Raw genomic sequence first — 23608 nt, forward strand, 5'->3', positions numbered from 1 at the left:
CCCTTCGGTCGTCCGCCGATCACTCTAACCAGCTCGTGTTACGGCGAAAGGGGACCGATCCGCCGGGCCGTACGTGACGGCCCGGCCACGGGGGACGCGCGGGTTTCAGCCGGTGCGCCTGCCCGCCTCCCGGTTTCGCCGCCAGCGGATCGGCAGGGCCTTGAGGCCGCGGATCATCGGATTCGGGTACCAGACGAGCTCGCCGGGGGAGACGTCCAGGGCGAGGTCCGGGCAGCGTTCGAGGAGCGCGCGGACGGCGATCCGGGCCTCCATACGGGCCAGCGGGGCCCCCAGGCAGAAGTGGATGCCGTGCCCGAAAGCGAGATGCCCGCTCGTGTCCCGGCGGATGTCGAAGCGGTGCGGGTCGGGGAAGCGCTCCGGTGTGCGGTGGGCGTCGGCCAGGACGACGAGGACCGTGTCGCCGGCCGGAATGACCGTTCCGTCCAGGTCGACGGGTTCGACGGGGAAGCGGTAGGTCGCGGATTCCACCGGGCCTTCGTAGCGCAGCATCTCCTCCACCGCGCCGTCCAAGAGCGTCATGTCGGCGCGCAGGGCGGACAGCTGGTCCGGGTGCGAGAGGAGCGCGTGCATGCCGTTGGCGATCAGGTTGACCGTGGTCTCGTGCCCCGCGACCAGCAGGATGTGGGCCATCCCGAGCAGCTCCTCGGAGGTCAGCCGGGAACCGTCCTCGTCGCTGGTCCGCACGAGCGCGCTGAGCAGGTCCTCACCCCGTCCTCCGCGCTTGGAGTCGATGAGCCGGGACAGATAGCGGCTCATCTCGGCCATGGCGCTCTGGGCCTCGGCGGGGTCGCCCGGGAAGACGAAGGCGTCGGTCCAGTCGCGGAAGGCCGCGCGCTCCGGCTCGGGCACGCCGAGGAGTTCGGAGATCACCGTGATCGGCAGCGGCCAGGCCAGGGCCTCCATCAGATCGGCGCGCCCGTCGGGGGCCGCCAGCATGCGGTCCATGAGCCCGTCGACGATCTCCTCGACGCGGGGGCGCAGCAACTCGACGCGGCGCATGGTGAACTCACGGGCCACCAGCTTGCGCAGCCGGGTGTGGCGCGGCGGGTCGGACTCCAGCATGTTGTGGGTGAGCTGGGCCTCGACCTCGGTCGGGCGCGTCGTGGAGTTCCGCCAGTCCTTGCTGAACCGCGGGTCGGTGAGGACCGCCCGCGCCCGGTCGTAGCCGACGACCAGCCACACCTCGTCCCCGTCCGGGGTGCGCACCCGGTGGGCCGGACCCTCGGCACGCAGTCCGGCGTACGTCGGGTAGGGGTCGGCCGCGAAGTCCTGCCCCAGGGCGGCAAGGTCGAGTACCGGGGGCGAAACGGTCGTTCCCTCGTGGGGGCGGCGCACTGAGAACTCCTGACTGGGAACCGGAAGCGGAACGGAAACGGGAAGAGGAACGGGACTTCTCGCACGTACTCTTCCGCGGAGCGCGCCCCGGCCCTCCCGGCGGCTCCGCTGATTCCCGGATCCTGTCAAGCATCACCACATTCGGGTCGCCGATGGAATACCTCGGGAGCGGATGTGATCCGAAGCACATCCGAAGCGCACAGTGTGCTCTTGTCGGTCCGTTGCGCGCGGATTAGAGTCCCCCCGAAATCGACCACCACAATCGACCGTCGCGTCGTACGTCACGGTGGAGCGCGGCGACCTCGTTCGGGATTCCCGGATCGGCGAATCATTTCGTGACGGTGGCCCGGAGGGAACATCCGTGAAAAGCGCCTTATCCGACCTCGCATTCTTCGGCGGCCCCGCCGCTTTCGACCAGCCGCTCCTCGTGGGGCGGCCCAACCGCATCGACCGCGCCAAGCTCTACGAGCGGCTCGACCGGGCCCTCGACGGCCAGTGGCTGTCCAACGGGGGCCCGCTCGTCCGCGAGTTCGAGCAGCGCGTCGCCGGCCTCGCCGGGGTCCGGCACGCCGTGGCCACCTGCAACGCCACGGCGGGCCTCCAGCTCCTCGCGCACGCCGCCGGCCTGACCGGCGAAGTGATCATGCCGTCGATGACGTTCGCCGCCACCCCGCACGCGATGCGCTGGATCGGCCTCACCCCGGTCTTCGCCGACATCGACCCGGACACCGGCAACCTCGACCCCGAGCAGGTGGCCGCCGCCGTCACACCCCGCACCTCGGCCGTCCTCGGCGTCCACCTCTGGGGCCGCCCCTGCGCCGCCGACCAGCTGCGGAAGGTCGCCGACGAGCACGGCCTGCACCTGTTCTTCGACGCCGCGCACGCCCTCGGCTGCGCGGTCGACGGCCGGCCCGCGGGCAGCCTCGGCGACGCCGAGGTCTTCAGCTTCCACGCCACCAAGGCCGTCAACGCCTTCGAGGGCGGCGCCGTCGTCACCGACGACGCCGACCTCGCCGCCCGGATCCGCGCCCTCCACAACTTCGGCTTCGACCTGCCCGGCGGCAGCCCGGCCGGCGGGACCAACGCCAAGATGAGCGAGGCCGCCGCCGCGATGGGCCTCACCTCGCTGGACGCGTTCCCCGAGGTCGTCGCCCGCAACCGCGGCAACCACGCCGCCTACCGCGCGCAGCTCGCGGACGTCCCCGGCCTCCTGGTCGCCGACCACGACCGGCACGGCGTCAACAACCACCAGTACGTGATCGTCGAGATCGACGAGGCGACCACCGGCATCCACCGCGACCTCGTGATGGACGTGCTGCGGGCCGAGGGGATCCACACCCGCGCCTACTTCTCCCCGGGCTGCCACCAGCTGGAGCCGTACCGCGGGCAGCCGCACGCCCCGCTGCCGCACACCGAACGGCTCGCCGAGCGCGTGCTGTCCCTGCCGACCGGCACCGCCGTCGGCGACGACGACATCCGCCGCGTCGGCGACGTACTGCGGTTCTGCGCGGCCCGGGGCCACGAACTGACCGCGCGCCACCGCGACACGACACCCCTGACCTCCACGCCCACGATTGGACGCTCCTGATGACCGCCCCTGCCCCCGCCGCCACCGCCCCGGCCGAACGCTGCGCGCACCCCGGAGCCGATCTGGGGGCGGCGGTCCACGCCGTCGGCCAGACCCTCGTCGCCGGCGGCCTCGTACCGCCCGACGAGGCCGGGACCACCGCCAACCAGCTGGTCCGGCTCGCCGTGCGCTACGGCAACAGCCCCTTCACCCCGCTGGAGGAGGCCCGTCACGACCTGGGCGTCGACCGGGACGCCTTCCGGCGCCTCCTCGCCCTGTTCGCGCAGGTGCCGGAGCTCCGCGTCGCGGTCGAGACCGGCCCCGCGGGGGCGTACTGGAAGAACACCCTGCTCCCCCTGGAGCAGCGCGGCGTCTTCGACGCGGCCCTCTCCGGCAAGCCCGTCTTCCCGTACAGCGTCGGCCTCTACCCCGGCCCGACCTGCATGTTCCGCTGCCACTTCTGCGTCCGCGTGACCGGCGCCCGCTACGACCCGTCCGCCCTCGACGCCGGCAACGCCATGTTCCGGTCGGTCATCGACGAGATACCCACGGGCAACCCCTTCGCCCTGTACTTCTCCGGCGGCCTGGAGCCGCTCACCAACCCCGGCCTCGGCACCCTGGCCACGCGCGCCGTCGAGCACGGCCTGCGGCCCACCGTCTACACGAACTCCTTCGCGCTCACCGAGCGCACCCTGGAGCGCCAGCCCGGCCTGTGGGGCCTGCACGCCGTCCGTACGTCGCTCTACGGCCTCAACGACGAGGAGTACGAACAGACCACCGGCAAGAAGGGCGCCTTCCGCCGGGTCCGCGAGAACCTGCGCCGCTTCCAGCAGCTGCGGGCCGAACGCGAGTCGCCGATCAACCTCGGCTTCGCCTACATCGTGCTCCCGGGCCGCGCCTCGCGCCTGCTCGACCTGGTCGACTTCATCGCCGACCTCAACGAGGCCGGGCAGGGCAGGACGATCGACTTCGTCAACATCCGCGAGGACTACAGCGGCCGTGACGACGGCAAGCTGCCGCAGGAGGAGCGGGCCGAGCTCCAGGAGGCCCTCAAGGCCTTCGAGGAGCGGGTCCGCGAGCGCACCCCCGGACTCCACATCGACTACGGCTACGCCCTGAACAGCCTGCGGGCCGGGGCCGACGCCGAACTGCTGCGGATCAAGCCCTCCACCATGCGGCCCACCGCGCACCCGCAGGTGTCGGTGCAGGTCGACCTCCTCGGCGACGTGTACCTGTACCGCGAGGCCGGCTTCCCCGACCTGGACGGCGCGACCCGGTACATCGCGGGCCGCGTGGACCCCGACACCTCCCTCACCGAGGTGGTCCGCGACTTCGTCGAGCGCGGCGGCCAGGTGGCGCCCCACGACGGCGACGAGTACTTCATGGACGGCTTCGACCAGGTCGTCACCGCCCGCCTGAACCAGCTGGAGCGGGACACCGCGGACGGCTGGGCGGAGGTCCGCGGCTTCCTGCGCTGACCCGCACCCCCGCACGTTCTCCCCTTCCGAGGGCCCGGCCGTCCGGCCGGGCCCTCGGCGTTTTCCCACCCCCCCCAAAGGTGCGGCGGACTCCCCCTGCACATCCCCTAGCGCCCCCCTATCTCCGCCACGCCAACCGTTAATGCCGGCCTTCTCCTGCTAGCTTCCGGGAATGAAGGGAATAGTCCTGGCCGGCGGGAGTGGAACTCGACTGCATCCGGCGACCTCGGTGATTTCGAAACAGATTCTTCCGGTCTACAACAAACCGATGATCTACTATCCGCTGTCGGTTCTCATGCTCGGCGGTATTCGCGAGATACAAATCATCTCCACCCCCCAGCACATCGAACTCTTCGAGTCGCTGCTCGGAAACGGCAGCCATCTCGGAATCGAACTCGACTATGCGGTCCAGAAAGAGCCCGCGGGAATCGCGGACGCGCTTCTCGTCGGAGCCGGCCACATCGGCGACGACACCTGTGCCCTGATCCTGGGCGACAACATCTTCCACGGGCCCGGCCTGTACACGCTCCTTCGGGACAGCATCGCGCGGCTCGACGGCTGCGTGCTCTTCGGCTACCCGGTCAAGGACCCCGAGCGGTACGGCGTCGCCGAGGTGGACGCCGCGGGCCGGCTGACCGGCCTCGTCGAGAAGCCGGTCAAGCCCCGCTCCAACCTCGCCGTCACCGGCCTCTACCTCTACGACAACGACGTCGTGGACATCGCCAAGAACATCAGGCCCTCGGCGCGCGGCGAGCTGGAGATCACCGACGTCAACCGCGTCTACCTGGAGCGGGGCCGGGCCGAACTCGTCGACCTGGGCCGCGGCTTCGCGTGGCTGGACACCGGCACCCACGACTCGCTCCTCCGGGCCGCGCAGTACGTCCAGGTCCTGGAGGAGCGGCAGGGCGTCTGGATCGCCGGCCTCGAGGAGATCGCGTTCCGGATGGGCTTCATCGACGCCGCGGCCTGTCACAGCCTGGGAGAGCGCCTCTCCCGCACCGAGTACGGCACGTACCTGATGGAGATCGCCGGCCGCGAGGGAGCCCCGTGAGGGCGACGACGCCTCGCGACCGCCGCGTACGCGCCACCGACAGCGCCACCGACACCGCGACCGGCCGTGTGACCGGTCGTGCGACCGACAGCGCCACCGAAAGGAAGACAGCAGTGCGGCTTCTGGTGACCGGAGGTGCGGGCTTCATCGGCTCGCACTTCGTGCGGCAGCTCCTCGCCGGGGCGTACCCCGACGTGCCCGCCGAGGAGGTGATCGTCCTCGACAGCCTCACCTACGCGGGCAACATCGCCAACCTGGCCCTGGTGGCCGGCGACCCGCGGCTGCGCTTCGTCCACGGCGACATCCGCGACGCCGAGCTCCTCGCCCGGGAGCTGCGCGGCGTGGACGCCATCGTCCACTTCGCGGCCGAGAGCCACGTGGACCGCTCCATCGCGGGCGCGTCCGTGTTCACCGAGACCAACGTGCAGGGCACGCAGACCCTCCTCCAGTGCGCCGTCGACGCCGGCGTGGACCGGGTCGTGCACGTCTCCACCGACGAGGTGTACGGGTCGATCGACTCCGGCTCCTGGACCGAGAGCAGCCCGCTGGAGCCCAACTCCCCCTACGCAGCCTCGAAGGCCGGCTCCGACCTCGTCGCCCGCGCCTACCACCGGACGTACGGCCTCGACGTGCGGATTACCCGCTGCTGCAACAACTACGGGCCGTACCAGCACCCCGAGAAGCTGATCCCGCTCTTCGTGACGAACCTCCTCGACGGCGGGACGCTGCCGCTGTACGGCGACGGCGCGAACGTCCGCGAGTGGGTGCACACCGACGACCACTGCCGGGGCATCGCCCTCGTCCTCGCGGGCGGCCGGGCCGGCGAGGTCTACCACATCGGCGGCGGCCTGGAGCTGACCAACCGCGAACTCACCGGCATGCTCCTGGAGTCGCTCGGCGCGGACTGGTCGTCCGTCCGGAAGGTCGCCGACCGCAAGGGCCACGACCTGCGCTACTCCCTCGACGGCGGGAAGATCGAGCGCGAGCTCGGCTACCGGCCGCGGGTCGCCTTCGCGGACGGCCTCGCGCGCACCGTCCGCTGGTACCGGGAGAACCGCGACTGGTGGGAGCCGCTCAAGGCGCCCGCGCCGGACACCCCCGCCGAGACGGTGGGGGTGTCCGCATGACCCCCCGCGTCCCCTTCCTCGACCTCAAGGCCGCCTACGAGGAGCTGCGCGCGGAGACCGACGCCGCCATCGCCCGCGTCCTCGACTCCGGGCGCTACCTCCTCGGGCTCGAACTGGAAGGCTTCGAGAGCGAGTTCGCCGCCTACTGCGAGACCGGCCACGCCGTCGGCGTGAACAGCGGCATGGACGCCCTCCAGCTGGCGCTCCGCGGCCTCGGCATCGGACCCGGCGACGAGGTGATCGTCCCCTCGCACACGTACATCGCCAGCTGGCTCGCGGTGTCGGCCACCGGCGCGACCCCCGTGCCCGTGGAACCGCACGAGGACCACCCCACCCTGGACCCGCTGCTCGTCGAGAAGGCGATCACCCCCCGCACCCGGGCGCTCCTCCCCGTCCACCTCTACGGGCACCCGGCCGACCTGGACGCCCTCCGCGACCTGGCGGACCGGCACGGCCTGCACATCGTGGAGGACGCCGCGCAGGCGCACGGCGCCCGCTACCGGGGCCGGCGGATCGGCGCCGGTTCGTCGGTGGCCGCCTTCAGCTTCTACCCGGGCAAGAACCTCGGCTGCTTCGGCGACGGCGGCGCCGTCGTGACCGGCGACCCCGAGCTCGCCGAACGGCTGCGGATGCTCCGCAACTACGGCTCCCGGCAGAAGTACAGCCACGAGATGAAGGGCACCAACTCCCGCCTGGACGAGATGCAGGCGGCCGTCCTGCGGATCCGCCTCGCGCACCTCGACAGCTGGAACGGCCGCAGGTCGGCGCTGGCCGCGGAGTACCTGTCCGGACTCGCCGGACTGCCCGGCATCGCCCTGCCGGTGACCGCACCCGACACCGACCCGGTCTGGCACCTCTTCACCGTGCGCACGGACCGCCGCGACGACCTGCGGGACCACCTGGACGCCCGCGGCGTCGACACGCTCACGCACTACCCGGTGCCGGTGCACCTCTCTCCCGCCTACGCGGGCGACGCCCCGGCGGAGGGCTCGCTGCCGCGTGCCGAGAGCTTCGCGCGGCAGGTCCTCAGCCTGCCGATCGGCCCGCACCTGGAGCGCGAGCAGGCGCTGCGGGTGATCGACGCCGTACGCGAGTGGGCCCTTCGCTAGGAAGGCCCGAGCAGGCCGAAAAGGCGGTGCCCGCCACCCTTCCGGGTGGCGGGCACCGCCGTCTTCATGGGGTCACGTCACCAGACGTTGACCGTGGTGCTTCCGCGCAGGTCCGCGGAGGACGAACCGGTCTGCAGGAGCCTGCTGCCCGTTCCCGTCTTCCAGCAGTCCGCCGCGGCGTCCCAGAACTGCAGCTGACGACGGTCGACGTTCACCGTCACCGTCTTCGACTCGCCCGCGGCGAGCGACACCTTCGTGTAGCCCACGAGCTTCTTCTTCGCCTGCGGAGCCGTCACGTTCGGGCTGGCACCGAGGTACGCCTGGACGACCTCCTGGCCCGCGCGCTGCCCGCTGTTGCGGACCGTGACCGTGACCTTCAGACCGCCCGTGGACGTGCGCACGACGGTCGGGGCGCTCTGCGTGAACGAGGTGTACGACAGGCCGTGCCCGAACGGGAACAGCGGCTTGACGTTCTCCTTGTCGAACCAGCGGTACCCGACGTGGATGCCCTCGGTGTACTGCTGCTGGTTGTCGACGCCCGGGTAGCGGTTCGGGTCGCCGGCGACAGCGTGCTGGTTCTCCGCGGCCGGGAAGCTCTGCGTCAGCTTGCCGCTCGGGTTGACGTCACCGTAGAGCAGCGCGGCGGTGGCCTCGGCACCCGCCTGGCCCGGGTACCACATGTCCAGGACCGCGCGGGTCTTGGACAGCCACGGCATCAGCACCGACGAACCGGTGTTGAGGACCACGATCGTGTTCGGGTTGGCGTCGGCGACCGCCGAGATCAGCTTGTCCTGCGTACCCGGCAGCGACAGGTTCGGACGGTCGACGCCCTCGGTGCCGTCGTCGTAGGCGAAGACGATGGCCGTACGGGCCTTCCTCGCCGCCTCCACGGCCTTCGCGATCGTCGCGTCGGCCGCCTGCGGCGTCACCCAGCCCAGCTCCAGGGAGAGCGGGGTGGCGCTCATCGCGAAGCCCGAGATGGTGAGCTTGTGCGTGCCCTTGGTGAGCTTGAGGAGCGGGCTGCTCACCTTGCCGTAGACCTGGCCGGCCTCGATGGTGTGGCTGCCGAGCTGCACCGTGGCGTAACCACCGGTGGCGCGGACCGCGATGCGGTACTCGCCGTCGGCGGGCACGGTCAGCGTGCCGTCGTACAGCGCCCCGGCCTGACCCGGCTGGAGCTGCACGCCCTGGTTGAACGCCGGGCTGAGGTTCGCCGCCGGGATCTGCGTCCCGAAGGTCTCCTCACCCGTCTCGTACGTCACCGTCGCACCCGCGCCCGCGCGGGCCTTGATGGTGTCGAGCGGCGCCGCCGCCGAGTCCGGGACGACGTGGGCGCTGCCCAGGCCGGTGACCTTGGGGTCGACGGCGGTCGGACCGATGACCGCGATGCTCTTGCCGGCGTCACCGGCGAGCGGCAGGGCCTGGCCCTCGTTGCGCAGGAGCACCGCGCCGTTCTCGGCGACCTTGCGGGACACCGCCTGGGCGCCCGCCTTGTCGCGCTCGGGCCGCGGCGCCGGGGTGGCCGACAGCAGACCGAACTTGTCCATCTGGTTGACGATGCGCTCCGCCGACTGCGTCACGGCCGACTCGGGGATCGTGCCGTTCAGGACGGCCGTCTTCAGCGCGTCACCGAAGAACTTGGCCGGCGGCGAGGGCTCGCCCGGCGGGATGTCGCCGGGAAGCTCGACGCCCATCTCCTGGTCGAGGCCCTTGGTGATGGCGTCGGTGCCCGGAGTGGCGAGCCAGTCGGACATCACCCAGCCCTGGAAGCCCCACTGCGTGCGCAGCACGTTGTTGAGGAGCTCGTCGTTGCCACAGGACGGCTTCCCGTTGACGCCGTTGTAGGCACACATGAAGGAGGCCGCGCCGGCCTTGGAGGACGCCTCGAACGCCGGGAACTCGATCTCGCGGAGCGTCTGCTCGTCGACCGTGGCGTTCACGCTGAAGCGGTTGTTCTCCTGGTTGTTGGCCGCGAAGTGCTTGGCCGTGGTCATCAGACCCGCACCCTGGATGCCCTTGATCTGGGCGACCGCGGTGCGCGAGGAGACCAGGGGGTCCTCGCTGAAGGTCTCGTAGTTCCGGCCGCCGTGCGGGACCCGGATGTTGTTCATCATCGGGCCGAGCACCATGTCCTGGTTGAGCGCGCGCCCGTCGCGGCCCATGACCTTGCCGTAGCTGTCGGCCATGGTGTCGTCGAAGGTGCTGGCCAGGGCGACCGGCGCGGGCAGCGCGGTGGCGGTCTTCCCCACCAGACGGATGCCGTTCGGGCCGTCGGCGGCACGCAGCTCCGGGATGCCGAGACGCGGCACGCCGGGAAGGTAGCCGACGTTCTGACGGGCGGGGTCCAGGGCCCAGTGGACGAAGCTGATCTTCTCGTCGAGCGTCATCTGGGCGACGAGCTCCGCCGCCCGGCTCGTGTACTGGACGTTGGCCGTGTCGGCGGCGCCGGGGGCGGCCGCCGCCACGGTGGTGCCCGCCAGGAGGGTGCCGACGACGGCCAGGGTGAAGGCCCTGGGAGTCGTACGGCCGCGGCGGACACGCGGTATTCGGGTCTTACCTGTCACGGTTCGTTTCTCTCTCTGTGCTTGGTGCACCCGAGGCGTTGCCCCGGGGGTCTGTGGGGAGTCCGGCGGGAGTACGCGGACTCCGAGGCGGACGCGGCGTACGAGACGTACGAGACGTCCAAGGCGTACGAGGCGTACTAGGCGGGGACGCCGATGAAGAGGCCGCGGCCCGACGGGCCGCCCTCCAGGTACTCGACGCGCAGCCCCGCGGCCGTGAAGGCGGCCTCGTACTCCGCCTGGTGGAAGAGGGTGATGAGGTGGACGTCGGAGAAGTGCCGCACGCCCTTGCCCGGGTCGGCCACGGTGAAGTGCACCTCCATGCGCGTCGCGTCGCCCTCCCGCACCGAGTGCGAGACACGGGCCACGGTGCGCCCGTCCCGGCGGACGACGTCGGCGCTGACCCAGCCGTCGGCGAAGGTCTCCGGGAACCACCACGGCTCCACCACGACGACGCCGCCGGGCTCCAGGTGCCGCGCGAACGAGTCGATGGCGGCGTCGAGTTCACCGGTCGTACGGAGGTAGCCGACGGAGCTGAACATGCTGACCACGGCGGAGAAGCGGCGGCCGAGCCGGAAGTCCCGCATGTCGCCCTGGTGGAGCGTCGCGTCGGGCAGCCGCTTGCGGGCGTGGATGAGCATGTCCTCGGACAGCTCCAGGCCCGCGGTGTCGCCGAACTCCTTGGTGAAGTGCTCCAGGTGGGTGCCGGTGCCGCAGGCCACGTCCAGGAGCGAGGACGCCTCGGGGGTACGGGAGCGCACCAGGTCGGCGATGTCGGAGGCCTCGGCGGCGTAGTCCTTGCCGCGACCGAGGTAGAAGAGGTCGTAGACGTCGGCGTGGTCGACTTCGTACACGGAACTCCTGCTTTCGGGCTGAGGGTTGGGGGTCTTCCCGACGGGGGTCAGGGTCGGTTGGTGGCCGGCGGGCGGCGGTGCTGTGCCGCGAGCCGCTCCAGCTCGGGGACGATCCCGGCCGGGGTGGGGTCGCCGAAGGTCTCGTCGCGCAGCCGGTGCGCGGCGGCGGTCACCGAGGGGTCGTCGAGGATGCGGACGACGGCGTCCCGGACGGCCTGCGGGGTGAGGTCGGCCGGCGGCAGGAAGAACCCGGCCCCCTGGTCCGCCACGGCCCGCGCCTTGACCGGCGCGTCCCACAGCTCGGCGAGCATGACCTGCGGCACCGCGTTGATCACGGCGGTCGCGTAGGTGCCGGCCCCGCCGTGGTGGATGATCGCCGAGCAGCTCGGCAGCAGCGCGTGCATCGGCACGAAGTCCGTGAACCGGGTGTGCTTCGGGTAGTTGCGCACCTCGGCGCGCTGGCTCGCGTCGAGCGTGGCGACGAGCTCGATGTCGAGGTCGGCGAGCGCCTCCAGGATGTCGCCCTGCGAGACGCCGTCGCCGCCGAGGACCTCGCGCGCGGAGACGCCGAGGGTGAGACAGACCCGGGGCCGCGCGGGCGGCTCGCTCAGCCAGTCGGGCACGACCGACGTGCCGTTGTACGGGACGTAGCGCATGCCGACGGTGGGCAGGCCGGTGTCGAGACGCAGGCTGGGCGGCGTCGGGTCGACCGTGAACTGGCCGGTGATCAGCTCCTCCTCGAAGGAGGCGCCGTACCGGTCGAGCGTCCACGTCAGCCACTCGGCCGTGGGGTCCTCGCGGTGCTCCGGCGGCTGCCGGTCGCGGAGCGCGACGAACTTGCGGCGGGCGCTGCCCATCACGTCGGGCCCCCACAGGACGCGGGCGTGCGCGGCGCCGGTGACCTGCGCGGCGACGGCGCCCGCGTAGGTCGTCGGTTCCCACAGCACCAGGTCCGGCTGCCAGGAACGGGCGAAGTCGACCAGGTCGTCGACCATCGAGTCGTTGTTGGCGAGCAGGTAGAAGTACGGGGCGAGGATCGCCTCGATGCCGAGGGCGTGGTCCCAGTCCAGCGGTTCGGGACGGGCCTCGTCGAAGGCGATCGCCGGGTGGTTGGGGCGCGGCTCGCCCGCCATCCGCACCCGGTACTCGTGGATGAGGTGGTCGGTGCCGACGGGCACCGCGGCGAGCCCGGACCCGGTGATGGTGTCCGTGAGCGCGGGCTGGCTGGCGACCCGCACCTCGTGCCCGGCGGCGAGCAGCGCCCAGGCCAGGGGCACCAGGCCGTAGTAGTGCGTGTGATGTGCGAACGAGGTCAGCAGGACGCGCATGGCGTCGTTGTCCTTCCTTGCGGGTGGAGCGCTGAGGGGGGCGGGGTGGGGCGTACCGACGTACGGGCGTACGGCGTCGTGGCGTACGGCGTGGTGGCGTACGTGTCTCAGGCGCTCACCGGCACGCTCAGCGGCCCGCGGCCGACGGGCGCGCGGCGGGGGCGGAGCACGGGCCCGGCCTGCCGCAGCCCCGGGAAACGCCCGGCCAGGGTCCGCAGCGCGACCTCCGCCTGGAGCCGGACCGAGGACGCCACCGGGCCGTACGGACCGGCGGGGTGCAGCGCGAGGTGCGCGGCGGCGTCGGGGCGCGCGAGGTCGAAGCGCTCCGGGTCCGTGAAGACCTCCGGGTCCCGGCCGGCGGCGGCGGTGAGGACGACGACATGGGCGCCGGCCGGAAGACGCCGGCCCGCCAGCTCCGTGTCCGCGCGGACCACCCGCGCGTCCAGCTGCACCGGCGGGTCGTAGCGGAGGGTCTCCTCCACCGCGGCCGCGGCGAGCCCGGGCCGGGCGCACAGCTCGCCCCACTGCTCGGGGTGGGCGAGCAGGGCGAGCACGGCGTTCCCGGTGAGCTGGACGGCGGCGGTGACCCCGAGCGCCGACAGCAGGGCCCTGTCCGGCCGCCCCGTGGTGTCGGTCCCCGTGTCGGCCGACGGGCCGGTCTCCGGGTCGGCCGGGCCGGGGGAGTCGGCGAGCAGCGCCGCGAGCGCGGCCAGCGCGCCGTCGGCCGCCCGTACCGTCCGCAGGGACTGCGGGGCCAGCAGGCTGTCCGACAGGGGCCGGAGCCGCTCCACCAGGTCGCCGAAATCCCCGCGCCGGTCCTCGGGAACACCGAGCACGGCGGCGGCCGCGGCCGTCACCGCCGGGCGGACGAAACCGCCCACCAGCTCGAACGCGTACGACGCCGACGCGTCCGGGGCGAGCCCCTCCAGGGTCTCCCGGTGGACCCGCTCGACCACGGTACGGTGCCCGGCCTCCGCCGCGTCGCGCGCCGGCGGCAGCGCCCGCTCGTGCTCCAGCGGGCAGCCCTCCCCGTAGGAGAGGACCTGCTGCGGCACGGGGACGCCGTCGGCGCCGGACACTCCGAAGTCCGCCGAGGACAGGACGCGGGCCGCCAGGGCGTGGTCGGCGGTGACCCAGCTGCCCGTCGGGCTGAACGACAGCGGCCCGCGGGCGCGCAGCCGCTCGTACGCGGGATACGGGTCGTCCGACTGGCCGCGCAGCACGGTGGCGTACGGGTCGCCGTTCGCGGCGTGGATCCAGTGGATGCCGCGGGTCTCCAGGAGGTGGGTGCCGAGTTCACGGTCGGCCACCGCGCGGACGGTGCGGCCCAGCGGGGGCTGCGTGAGGGCCCCCGTCAGGTCGTCGGTCACCGTGGGTTCTGCCATCTCTTCGCGGCTCCTTCGATAAGACGGGTCGGGGGCTGCACGACGCCGGGATCGGGCGCGCAGCGGGTGACGAGCAGATGGTCGGAGATGTCGTTGCAGATCTCGTGCCACTGGTCGTTGAGGTAGAAGTGGCCGCCGGAGTAGGCCCGCAGGCAGAACGGACCGCTGGTGTGCCGGCGCCACTCGGCCACCTCGTTCAGCGGCGCCTTCGGGTCGCGGTCGCCGGCCAGCGCCATCACCGGGCAGGTGAGCTTGGCGGAGGGCCGGTGCTCGTACGTCTCCGCGGCCTTGTAGTCACTGCGCAGCGCGGGCAGCACCAGCCGCAGCAGCTCGTCGTCCTGGAGGAACCGGTCGTCGGTGCCGTTGAGGCGCCGGATCTCGGCCAGGAAGGCCCGGTCGTCCAGCAGGTGCACGAGCTTGTCCGACGCCAGGGACGGGGCGCGTCGGCCGGAGACGTACAGGCCCTCGGGCCGTACTCCGTGCCGCTGTTCGAGGATCCGCGCCGTCTCGTAGGCGACGGAGGCTCCGAGACTGTGCCCGAAGAAGGCCAGCCGGCCTTCCTGCCACCAGCGTTCGGTGGCCGCGACCACGTGCTCGGCGAGCTCCTCGACGCTCTCCAGGCACGGCTCGTCGCGCCGGTCCTGACGTCCGGGGTACTGCACCGACAGGGCCTCGACGGACGGGTGGAGCTCCTCGGAGAAGCGGAAGAAGTAGCTGGCGGAGCCGCCGGCGTGGGGCAGGCAGACCAGCCGCACCGTGCTGTTCGGCGAGGGGTGGAAGCGCCGGATCCACAGTCCGCTGTCGACGTTCAGGGGTCTGTCGTTCACTGGTTCTCTCCTTGCACGGCGTGCCGGCCGGCGGCGGTGCCGGTGGTGCTCCGGCCCGCGGCGGTGTCCCGCTCGATGCCGTCGAGCCAGGCGATGACGGCCCCGGCGACGGCGGGCGCGTGGTCCCGCATCATCGTGAAGTGGTCGCCGGGCACGTCCGCGACGGTGTGCGGAAGGTCCCAGTGGGCGCGCCAGTCACCGCGCTCGTCCTGCCAGTCGCCCAGCGGTTCGGAGGCGCGCACCAGGAGGACGGGCGCGCTGCTGCGGCCCGGCCGCGGCGCGGCGAGGAACCGGGCGTACCGGCCCATGGCGAGCAGCCGCGAGTCGGCCATCGGTTCGAGCTCGCCCGCGAACAGACCCTCGCCGAGCTGCCTGCTCCACGCCTCGACGGGCTCCTGGTGGCCCGGCGGATAGGGGTCGACCAGGACGATGCCGGCGGGAGGGGCTCCATGGGTCTGCTCAAGGCGGAAGGCGAGCTCGTGGGCGAGCAGGGCGCCGCCGGAGTGACCGAGGAGGACGACCGGGGCGTCCCCGGCGGCCCGGAGGACCGCCAGGGCCTGGGCGTCGAGCGCGGTGTCGAGGTCGGCAGGGAGGAGGGTGGTGCCCGTACCCGTACCCGTACCCGTGCCGTAGCCGGGCAGGGGCAGGGCGAGGAAGTCCCGCTCCTCCTGGAAGGAGGCGCTGAGCCGCAGGAACTCGTGCGGGCCGCCGTTCGCCGCGGTGCCCGTGCAGCCGACGAGAAGGGCTCGGGCACGGGCTCCCGCGCGGTCCGCCGGAGCGCCGGCGAGCAGCACCGGTTCGAGCCGCTCCGGGCAGGCCTCGGGCGTGGCGAACTGCGGGCGGAACGCCGAGGCTTCGGCGAGGACGCCGAGGAACTCGGCGTACCGGCCGTCCTCCACGGCCTGCCGGAACAGGGCGCGGAACATCCCGCCGTCGCCGGACGCGGAGCGGGCACGGGCAGTCGCCGGGGCCGGGGCGGTGGTCTGGGCCGAGGCCGGGGCGGTGGTTTCCGCCTCGTCGCGGGGTTCGGCGACGGCCCAGTTCCGCTCGGCCAGCTCGGCGCTGACGCGGTCGGCCAGCGCGGCCGGCGTGGGGTGCTCGAACACGGCGGTGGCGGGCAGGTGGAGTCCGGCCAGCCGGTTGATGCGGTTACGGAGGTCGACGGCGGTCAGCGAGTCGAAGCCGAGTTCCCGCAGCGGCCGGTCGACGGAGACCTCGTCGGGCGAGTCGTACCGGAGCACGGCGGCCGCCTGACGCAGCACCATGGCGAGTACGGCGCCGCGCCGGCCTTCCTCGTCGAGGTCGGCGACACCGAGTCCCCACGCCTGGCCGGCCTCGGCGTCGGCCTCGGTCTCGGGAGCGGTGTGCGTGGGCGCTTCACCGGGGGCCGAGGGGTTGATCCAGTAGGAGCGGTGCTGGAAGGCGTACGTCGGGAGGTCGGGGTGGGAGGCGGCGGCGGGGAGGAACGAGTCCCAGTCGACGGGGAGGCCGTTGGCCCACGCCTCGGCGAGGGAAGTGGTCAGGCGGTGCCGTCCGCCGTCCTCGCGGCGGAGCGTGGCCAGGCCGGTGACGGTCTCCGGCAGAGCCATGGTGAGGACGGGGTGGGCGCTGACCTCGACGAAGTGGGTGAAGTCCTCTTCCGTGGCGAGGGTTTCGACGGCGGAGGCGAAGCCGACGCGGTGGCGGAGGTTGCGGTACCAGTAGGTGCCGTCGAGGGCGGGCTCGGTGATCCAGCCGCCTTCGAGCGTCGAGAAGAACGGCACTCGGGGAGCCTGGGGGGCGAGTCCTGCGAGGACCTCGGCGAGTTCCTTCTCGATGGTCTCGACGTGGGCGCTGTGGGAGGCGTAGTCGACGGGGATGATCCGCGCGCGGACCCCGTCGGCCTCGCAGGCGCGGGCGAGCTCTTCGATCTGGGTCGGGTCACCGGAGACGACGGTGGCGCTGGGTCCGTTGACGGCCGCGATCGACAGCCCGTCGAGGTTCGCGATCCGCTCCTGGGTGGCGGTCTCGCCGAGGGCGAGGGAGAGCATGCCGCCCTTGCCGGCGAGGTGCGCGGCGATGGACTTGCTGCGCAGGGCAACGACCCGGGCGGCGTCGTCCAGGCTGAGCGCACCGGCGACGTACGCGGCGGCGATCTCGCCCTGCGAGTGCCCGACGACCGCCTGAGGCGTCACGCCGTGGTGCTGCCAGACCCGTGCCAGGGAGACCATGACGGCGAAGGTGACCGGCTGGACGACGTCGACCCGCTCCAGCGTGGGCGCACCGGGCGTCTGCCGGACGACGGCTTCCAGCGACCAGTCCACGTACGGAGCGAGCGCAGCCTCACACTCGGCCATCGCGGCAGCGAACTCTGGTGATGTGTCGAGGAGTTCGGCACCCATGCCGGCCCACTGCGTGCCCTGGCCGGGGAAGACGAAGGCCACCCGGCCGAGGCCGGAGGTCGTGCCGCGGATGAGGCCTTCCGGCATGTGGAGGGCGTCCCGCAGGGTCTTCTGGCTGTCGCCGATCGCGACGGCGCGGTGGTCCATGGCCGTGCGGCCGTGGATCAGGGTGCGGGCCGCCGCGGCGGGGTCCAGGTCCGTACGGCTGTCCGCGTACGCGGCGAGCCGCCCGATCTGCGCGTCGAGGGCGGCCGGGGTCTTCGCCGACACCGGCCACGGCACCACACCGCCGACGGTCGACGGCTCGGCGTCCGAGGTCGTCTCCTCGGCAGCGGCGGGGGCTTCTTCGAGTACGACGTGCGCGTTCGTCCCGCCCACGCCGAACGCCGAGACGCCCGCCCGCCGGGGCCGGCCCGGCCGCTCCGGCCAGTCCATGGCCTCGGTCAGCAGCTCGACCGAGCCCGCCGTCCAGTCGACCTGGTCCGTCGGCTCGTCCACGTGCAGCGTCTTCGGCAGCACTCCGTGGCGCATCGCCTGCACCATCTTGATGACACCGGCGACACCGGAAGCGGCCTGCGTGTGCCCGATGTTCGACTTCACCGTGCCCAGCCGCAGCGGCTGCCCCGGGGCACGCCCCTGCCCGTACGTGGCGAGCAGCGCCTGCGCCTCGATCGGGTCGCCGAGGCGCGTGCCCGTGCCGTGGCCCTCCACGACGTCCACGTCGGCCGACGTGAGCCGCGCGTCGGCCAGCGCCCGCCGGATGAGCCGCTGCTGGGAGGGGCCGTGCGGCGCCGTGAGGCCGTTGCTCGCACCGTCCTGGTTGATGGCGCTGCCGCGCACGACGGCCAGGACCCGGTGTCCCTTGCGCCGCGCGTCGGAGAGCCGTTCGAGGAGGAGCACGGCGACGCCCTCGCCCCAGGCGAGGCCGTCCGCCGCCGACGCGAACCCCTTGGTCCGGCCGTCCGCGGCCATGGCCTGCTGCCGGCTGAACTCGATGAACGCCCCCGGCGTCGCGAGAACGGCCACGCCACCCACGAGGGCGGTCGAGCAGTCGCCGTTCCGCAGGCCCTTCAGGGCGAGGTGCAGGGCGACGAGCGAGGACGAGCACGCCGTGTCCACGGTCACGGCGGGTCCCTCCAGACCGAGGGAGTACGCGATGCGCCCCGAGGCGACGGCGGAGGAGTTGCCGGTGACGACGTATCCGCCGGTGCCTTCGGGAGCGACCCGGATGTCCGGCGCGTAGTCCTGGTAGCCACAGCCCACGTACACGCCGACGTCGGTGCCGCGGACCGACGCGGGGTCGATGCCGGCCCGCTCGAAGACCTCCCAGGAGGCTTCGAGGAGCTGCCGCTGCTGCGGGTCCATCGCGAGGGCCTCGCGCGGCGAGATCCCGAAGAACCCGGCGTCGAAGCCGGCGGCGTCGTCGAGGAACGCGGCGTTGCGGACGTACGTCGTGCCCTTCCGGCCGGGCTCCGGGTCGTAGAGGGAGTCGATGTCCCAGCCGCGCTCCTCCGGCACGTCGGAGACGAGGTCCTTGCCCGCGGCGACGGCGTCCCAGAGGTCCTCGGGGGACCGGATACCGCCCGCGAAACGGCAGCTCATGCCGACGATCGCCATGGGCTCCTGCCGACGGTCGGCAAGGCGGCGGCTCTCTTCACGGAGTTCTTGGTTCTCCTTCAGAGAGGCGCGCAGAGCGTCCACCAACTGCTCGTTGGAACTCGTCATCTGGGTGTGGTCTTCCGCTCGAGGATGGGGTTGTGGGCGTGTGGGGGTGGTTGGGGGGTGGCGGGTGCGGGGCGCGGGGCGGGGGTGTGCGACCGGACCGCGCTGATCAGGTGGTGCGCGGGCCGAGGGCCATGCGGATCAGGGCCTCGGCGTCGAGGTCGTCGATCGACGCCGCCTGCTCCTGCTCCGCGTCCGGGCCCGCGGTGGCACCGTCCGGGCGGCCCGGTGCGGGCTCGGGCTCGATGCCGGTGAGGCGCAGGACCGTGTCGAGGACGCCCGCGTCCCGCAGCCGGTCGAGGGGCAGCTCGGCCAGGGCCCGGCGCACCCGCCCCTCCCAGTCGGTGGGGGCCGGATCGGCCGGCGCGAGGTACTCCTGATGGAGGTGCTCGGCGAGCGCGGCGGGCGTCGGATGGTCGAAGACCGTGGTGGCGGGGAGCCGGCTGCCGACCGCCGCGGAGAGCTGGTTACGGAGCTGCACGGCCGTCAGCGAGTCGAAGCCGAGCTCGGTGAACGCGCGGCCGGGAGCCACCCGGTCGGGGGAGGAGTGGCCGAGTACGGCTGCCGCGTGCGTACGGACGAGGGTGAGGAGCGCCGGCTGGTGTTCGGGTGCCGGGAGCGCGGCGATCGCGGCCAGTGCCGACGACTGCCCGGAGCGCGCCGAGGCGGCGTCGCCGGGAGCCGGGGCGCCGACGGGTGCGACGGGCCCGGCGAGCGCCTGCCGGGCCTCCGGGACGCCGTCGATCAGGAGGCTGGGGCGGGAGACCGTGAACGCGGGCGCGAACCTCGCCCAGTCCACGTCGGCCACGGCGACGAAGGTCTCGTCGTGGCACAGGGCCTTGGCCAGCTCGTCCAGGGCGCGGTCGGGGCTCATCGGGCGGATGCCACGGCGCTGCCAGTACGCGTCGTCGGCGCCCCGGCCCATGCCGTCGCCCGCCCAGAGCCCCCAGGCGACCGACGTCGCCGTCTCACCACGGGCACGGCGCCGGGCGGCGAGGGCGTCGAGGTGGGCGTTGGCCGCCGCGTAGACACCCTGACCGCCGCTGCCCCAGACCCCGGCATTGGAGGAGTACAGGACGAAGGCGTCCAGAGGAGTGCCGCGGAGCAGGTCGTCGAGCACCTGGGCGCCGCTGGTCTTCGCGCCCAGGATGCGGGCGATGTCCTCGGGGCCGGTGGCGTCCAGCGGGTCGCCGCCCGGCGCGCCGGCGGTGTGGAGGACGGCGGTGAGGGGGGTGTCGGTGGGGATGTCGGCGAGGAGGGTGCGCATGGCGTCGGGGTCGGCGACGTCGCAGGCGGCGAGGGTGACGCGGGTGCCGAGTTCGCGGAGTTCGTCGGCGAGTTGGATTGCTCCGGGTGCCTGGTCGCCGCTGCGGCTGACGAGGAGGAGGTGTTCGGCGCCGTGGTGGGCCATCCAGCGGGCGGCGTGGCTGCCGAGGGCTCCGGTGCCTCCGGTGATGAGGACGGTGCCGTGGGGCTGCCAGTCGCGGGTGGGTCGGCGTCCGTGGAGGGGGGCGCGGGCGAGACGGCGGGCGTGGAGTCCGGTCGTGCGGATGGCGATCTGGTCCTCGCCGGTGCTGCCGGCGAGGGCGGTGGCGAGGTGGGCGAGGGCAGCCGCGTCGGGCTGGGCGGGGAGGTCGACGAGACCGGCCCAGCGTTCGGGGTGTTCGAGGGCGACGACGCGGCCGAGGCCCCAGAGCATGGCCTGGTCGGGGTCGGCGGGGGTGTCGTGGCGTCCGAGGGAGACGGCGCCGCGGGTGACACACCACAGAGGCGCGCCGATTCCGGCGTCACCGAGTGCCTGCACCCAGGCGACGAGGGGGGTGAGCCCGTCGAGGAGCGAGACCACACCGGTGAATCCGTCACCGGCCGTCAGTCCGGCGAGCCGGGCGGCGAGGGCCTCACGGTCGTCGTCCGCCCCGGCCGCCAGCACCTCTACGTCCGCCCCGGCGGCCTTCAGCGCGCCCAGCAGCTCGGCGTCGGGCCGGCCCTCGGCGGCGACGAGCCACCGGCCGGACAGGTCCGCCTGGCCGGCGGTCGTCAGCGGCTTCCACTCGACGCGGTAGCGCCAGTCGTCGGCGGCGCTGGTGGGAGCGGAGTCCTGGAGCCAGTAGCGCTCGGTCTGGAAGGCGTAGGTGGGGAGGTGGTCGGCCTGGTGGCCGGTCGCGGAGGGGAGGAGGGAGGTCCAGTCGATGGGGAGGCCGTTGGCCCAGGCTTCGGCGAGTGAGGTGACCAGGCGGTCCCGGTCTCCCTGGTCGCGGCGGAGGGTGCCGAGGCCGGTGACGGTGTCGGGGAGGGCCATGGTGAGGACGGGGTGGGCGCTGACTTCGACGAAGTGGGTGAAGCCTTCGTCTGCGGCGAGGGTTTCGACGGCCGGGGCGAAGCCGACGCGGTGGCGGAGGTTGCGGTACCAGTAGGTGCCGTCGAGGGCGGGCTCGGTGATCCAGGCGCCTTCGAGGGTGGAGAAGAACGGCACGCGGGGAGCCTGGGGGGTGAGCCCGGCGAGGACCTCGGCGAGTTCCTTCTCGATGATTTCCACCTGCTGGCTGTGGGAGGCGTAGTCGACCGGGATGATCCGCGCGCGGATCCCGTCGGCCTCGCAGGCGCGGGCGAGCTCTTCGATCTGGGCGGGGTCGCCGGATACGACGGTGGCGGTGGGCCCGTTGACCGCTGCCACCGACAGCCCGTCGAACCCGGTCAGGCGCTCCAGGACGGCGGTCTCGCTCAGCGCGAGGGAGAGCATGCCGCCCTTACCGGCGAGGTGTGCGGCGATCGACTTGCTGCGCAGGGCCACGACTCGCGCGGCATCGTCCAGGCTGAGCGCTCCGGCGACACAGGCGGCGGCGATCTCGCCTTGCGAGTGCCCGACGACGGCCTGAGGGGTGACGCCGTGGTGCTGCCAGACACGGGCGAGGGAGACCATGACGGCGAAAGTGACGGGCTGGACGACGTCCACCCGCTCCAGCGTAGGCGCACCCGGCGTCTGCCGGACGACGGCCTCAAGCGACCAGTCGACGTACGGAGCGAGCGCAGCCTCGCACTCGGCCATCGAGGCAGCGAACTCCTGCGATACATCAAGGAGTTCGGCGCCCATCCCGGCCCACTGCGTGCCCTGGCCGGGGAAGACGAAGGCCACGCGGCCGAGGTCGGTGGCCGTGCCGCGGATGAGGCCTTCCGGCATGTGGAGGGCGTCCCGCAGGGCCTTCTTGCTGTCGCCGATCGCGACGGCGCGGTGGTCCATGGCCGTGCGGCCGTGGATCAGGGTGCGGGCTGCCGCGGCGGGGTCCAGGTCCGTACGGCTGTCCGCGTACGCGGCGAGCCGCCCGATCTGCGTGTCGAGGGCGGCCGGGGTCTTCGCCGACACCGGCCACGGCACCACACCGCCGACGGTCGACGGCTCGGTGTCCGAGGCTGTCTCCTCGGCAGCGGCGGGGGCCTCTTCGAGTACGACGTGGGCGTTCGTGCCGCTGATGCCGAACGACGAGACCGCGGCCCGGCGCGGTCCGCCGTCGCTCTTCTCCGGCCAGTCCGTGGCTTCGGTGAGCAGCTCGACCGAGCCCGCCGACCAGTCGATCTGGTCCGAAGGCTCGTCCACGTGCAGCGTCTTCGGCAGCAGCCCGTGGCGCATCGCCTGGACCATCTTGATGACACCGGCGACACCGGCCGCGGCCTGCGTGTGTCCGATGTTCGACTTCAACGCGCCCAGCTTCAACGGCTGTTCGCCGCTGCGTTCACGTCCGTACGTGGCGATGAGGGCTTGTGCCTCGATCGGGTCGCCGAGTCGCGTGCCCGTGCCGTGCGCCTCGACGACGTCCACGTCACCCGGCGTGAGCCGGGCGTCGGCCAGGGCGCGCCGGATCACCCGCTGCTGCGACGGCCCGTTCGGAGCCGTAAGACCGTTGCTCGCGCCGTCCTGGTTGACCGCGCTGCCGCGCACGACCGCGAGCACCCGGTGACCGTGGCGCCGCGCGTCCGAGAGGCGCTCCACCAGCAGGACGCCGGCGCCCTCCGCAGGGCCGAACCCGTCCGCCGAGGTGGCGAAGGCCTTCGAGCGGCCGTCCGCGGCCAGCCCGCGCTGCCGGCTGAACTGCACGAAGAGGTCCGCGTTGGGCATGACCGTGACGCCGCCGGCGAGGGCCATGTCGCACTCGCCCTTGCGCAGCGCCTGCACGGCGAGGTGCAGGGCGACCAGCGACGACGAGCACGCCGTGTCCACGGTCAGGGCGGGGCCGTCCGTACCGAGGACGTACGCGATACGGCCGGACAGGAAGCCCAGCGCCGCGCCGCTGACCAGGTGGCCTTCCAGCTCCGGCGCCTGCGCGGCGGTGGTCTGCCCCGAGGTGTAGCCGGTGTGCCAGCCGCCGACGAAGACGCCGAGGCCGCTGCCCTTCAGGGTCGTCGGGTCGATGCCCGCGTGCTCGATCGCCTCCCACGCGGTGGTGAGGGACAGGCGCTGCTGCGGGTCCATGGCGAGGGCCTCGCGCGGCGAGATCCCGAAGAAGTCGGCGTCGAACTCGCCCGCGTCGTGCAGGAATCCGCCGGACCGGCAGTACGTCCTGCCTGACGCGTCCGGGTCCGGGTCGTACAGGCCCTCGACGTCCCAGCCGCGGTCCTGCGGGAACTCCGAGATCGCGTCCCCGTCCCCGGCCACCAGCCGCCACAGGTCCTCCGGCGAGGCGACACCGCCCGGCAGGCGGCAGGCCATGCCCACGATCGCCACCGGCTCGTGCGTGCGTCCCTCGATCTCGCGCAGACGCCTGGTGTTCTGCTGCAGCTCGGCGGTGACGCGCTTGAGATAGTCGCGGAGCTTGTCTTCGTTGTTCGCCATGGCTCCCGTTCTCGCCTGTCCGTTCCGTGTGTGAGGG

General features: G+C 72.8%; 12 protein-coding genes and 1 pseudogene. 5 read left to right on the forward strand and 8 right to left on the reverse strand.

Going from position 1 to position 23608, the window contains the following annotated elements; all coding sequences use genetic code 11:
* Nucleotides 1-105: 105 nt before the first annotated feature.
* Complete coding sequence (locus tag ACFWWU_RS10805) at nucleotides 106-1356, reverse strand: cytochrome P450 (protein ID WP_384142130.1); 1251 nt, start codon at nucleotides 1354-1356, stop codon at nucleotides 106-108.
* Between the two features lie 361 nt (nucleotides 1357-1717).
* On the opposite strand from ACFWWU_RS10805, the gene ACFWWU_RS10810 reads away from it, so the two are divergent.
* From ACFWWU_RS10810 to ACFWWU_RS10830, 5 genes are all read left to right on the forward strand, one after another.
* The gene (locus ACFWWU_RS10810) at nucleotides 1718-2944 is read left to right on the forward strand and encodes a dTDP-4-dehydro-6-deoxyglucose aminotransferase (RefSeq protein ID WP_384142133.1); all 1227 of its coding nucleotides are present in this window, start codon (nucleotides 1718-1720) and stop codon (nucleotides 2942-2944) included.
* Nucleotides 2944-4401 carry a dTDP-4-amino-4,6-dideoxy-D-glucose ammonia-lyase gene (gene desII / locus ACFWWU_RS10815; RefSeq protein ID WP_384142136.1) on the forward strand — a complete coding sequence of 486 codons (1458 nt, stop codon included), beginning with the start codon at nucleotides 2944-2946 and terminating at the stop codon, nucleotides 4399-4401. Before ACFWWU_RS10810 ends, desII begins: the two co-directional genes overlap by 1 nt.
* Before the next feature lie 172 nt (nucleotides 4402-4573).
* Nucleotides 4574-5452, forward strand: coding sequence for a glucose-1-phosphate thymidylyltransferase RfbA (gene rfbA / locus ACFWWU_RS10820; protein ID WP_384142140.1), 879 nt, complete (start codon nucleotides 4574-4576; stop codon nucleotides 5450-5452).
* A gap of 113 nt (nucleotides 5453-5565) precedes the next feature.
* Entirely contained in the window at nucleotides 5566-6579 is a 1014-nt protein-coding gene (gene rfbB / locus ACFWWU_RS10825) for a dTDP-glucose 4,6-dehydratase (RefSeq protein ID WP_384142143.1), read from the forward strand.
* Nucleotides 6576-7688, forward strand: coding sequence for a DegT/DnrJ/EryC1/StrS family aminotransferase (locus tag ACFWWU_RS10830; protein WP_384142146.1), 1113 nt, complete (start codon nucleotides 6576-6578; stop codon nucleotides 7686-7688). The genes rfbB and ACFWWU_RS10830 overlap by 4 nt, the downstream gene beginning before the upstream one ends.
* A gap of 77 nt (nucleotides 7689-7765) precedes the next feature.
* On the opposite strand, the gene ACFWWU_RS10835 is transcribed toward ACFWWU_RS10830, so the two are convergent.
* The 7 genes and pseudogenes from ACFWWU_RS10835 to ACFWWU_RS10865 all read right to left on the reverse strand — a co-directional run bounded on the left by ACFWWU_RS10835 (nucleotide 7766) and on the right by ACFWWU_RS10865 (nucleotide 23571).
* A complete protein-coding gene (locus ACFWWU_RS10835; protein ID WP_384142149.1) occupies nucleotides 7766-10252 on the reverse strand; it encodes a beta-glucosidase in 2487 nt (828 codons plus the stop codon).
* Between the two features lie 137 nt (nucleotides 10253-10389).
* A complete protein-coding gene (locus ACFWWU_RS10840) occupies nucleotides 10390-11103 on the reverse strand; it encodes a class I SAM-dependent DNA methyltransferase (RefSeq protein ID WP_384142152.1) in 714 nt (237 codons plus the stop codon).
* A 47-nt stretch (nucleotides 11104-11150) separates the two neighbouring features.
* A complete protein-coding gene (locus ACFWWU_RS10845; protein WP_384142155.1) occupies nucleotides 11151-12431 on the reverse strand; it encodes an activator-dependent family glycosyltransferase in 1281 nt (426 codons plus the stop codon).
* Nucleotides 12432-12538: 107 nt separating this feature from the next.
* Nucleotides 12539-13816, reverse strand: coding sequence for a P450-derived glycosyltransferase activator (locus tag ACFWWU_RS10850; protein WP_384142158.1), 1278 nt, complete (start codon nucleotides 13814-13816; stop codon nucleotides 12539-12541).
* Nucleotides 13798-14643 (reverse strand): thioesterase II family protein, encoded by an 846-nt coding sequence (locus tag ACFWWU_RS10855; protein WP_384142161.1) that lies wholly within the window; start codon nucleotides 14641-14643, stop codon nucleotides 13798-13800. The genes ACFWWU_RS10850 and ACFWWU_RS10855 overlap by 19 nt, the downstream gene beginning before the upstream one ends.
* Nucleotides 14640-18728 (reverse strand): annotated as a pseudogene (locus ACFWWU_RS10860) (type I polyketide synthase); the annotation flags it as partial. The gene ACFWWU_RS10855 and the pseudogene ACFWWU_RS10860, both read right to left, overlap by 4 nt.
* Nucleotides 18729-18855: 127 nt before the next feature.
* Nucleotides 18856-23571, reverse strand: a complete 4716-nt coding sequence (locus ACFWWU_RS10865) for an SDR family NAD(P)-dependent oxidoreductase (RefSeq protein WP_384142164.1) — start codon at nucleotides 23569-23571, stop codon at nucleotides 18856-18858.
* Nucleotides 23572-23608 lie beyond the last annotated feature (37 nt).

Origin of the sequence: Streptomyces sp. NPDC058650 (genome assembly GCF_042717315.1) — a bacterium.
Taxonomy (GTDB): Bacteria; Actinomycetota; Actinomycetes; order Streptomycetales; family Streptomycetaceae; genus Streptomyces.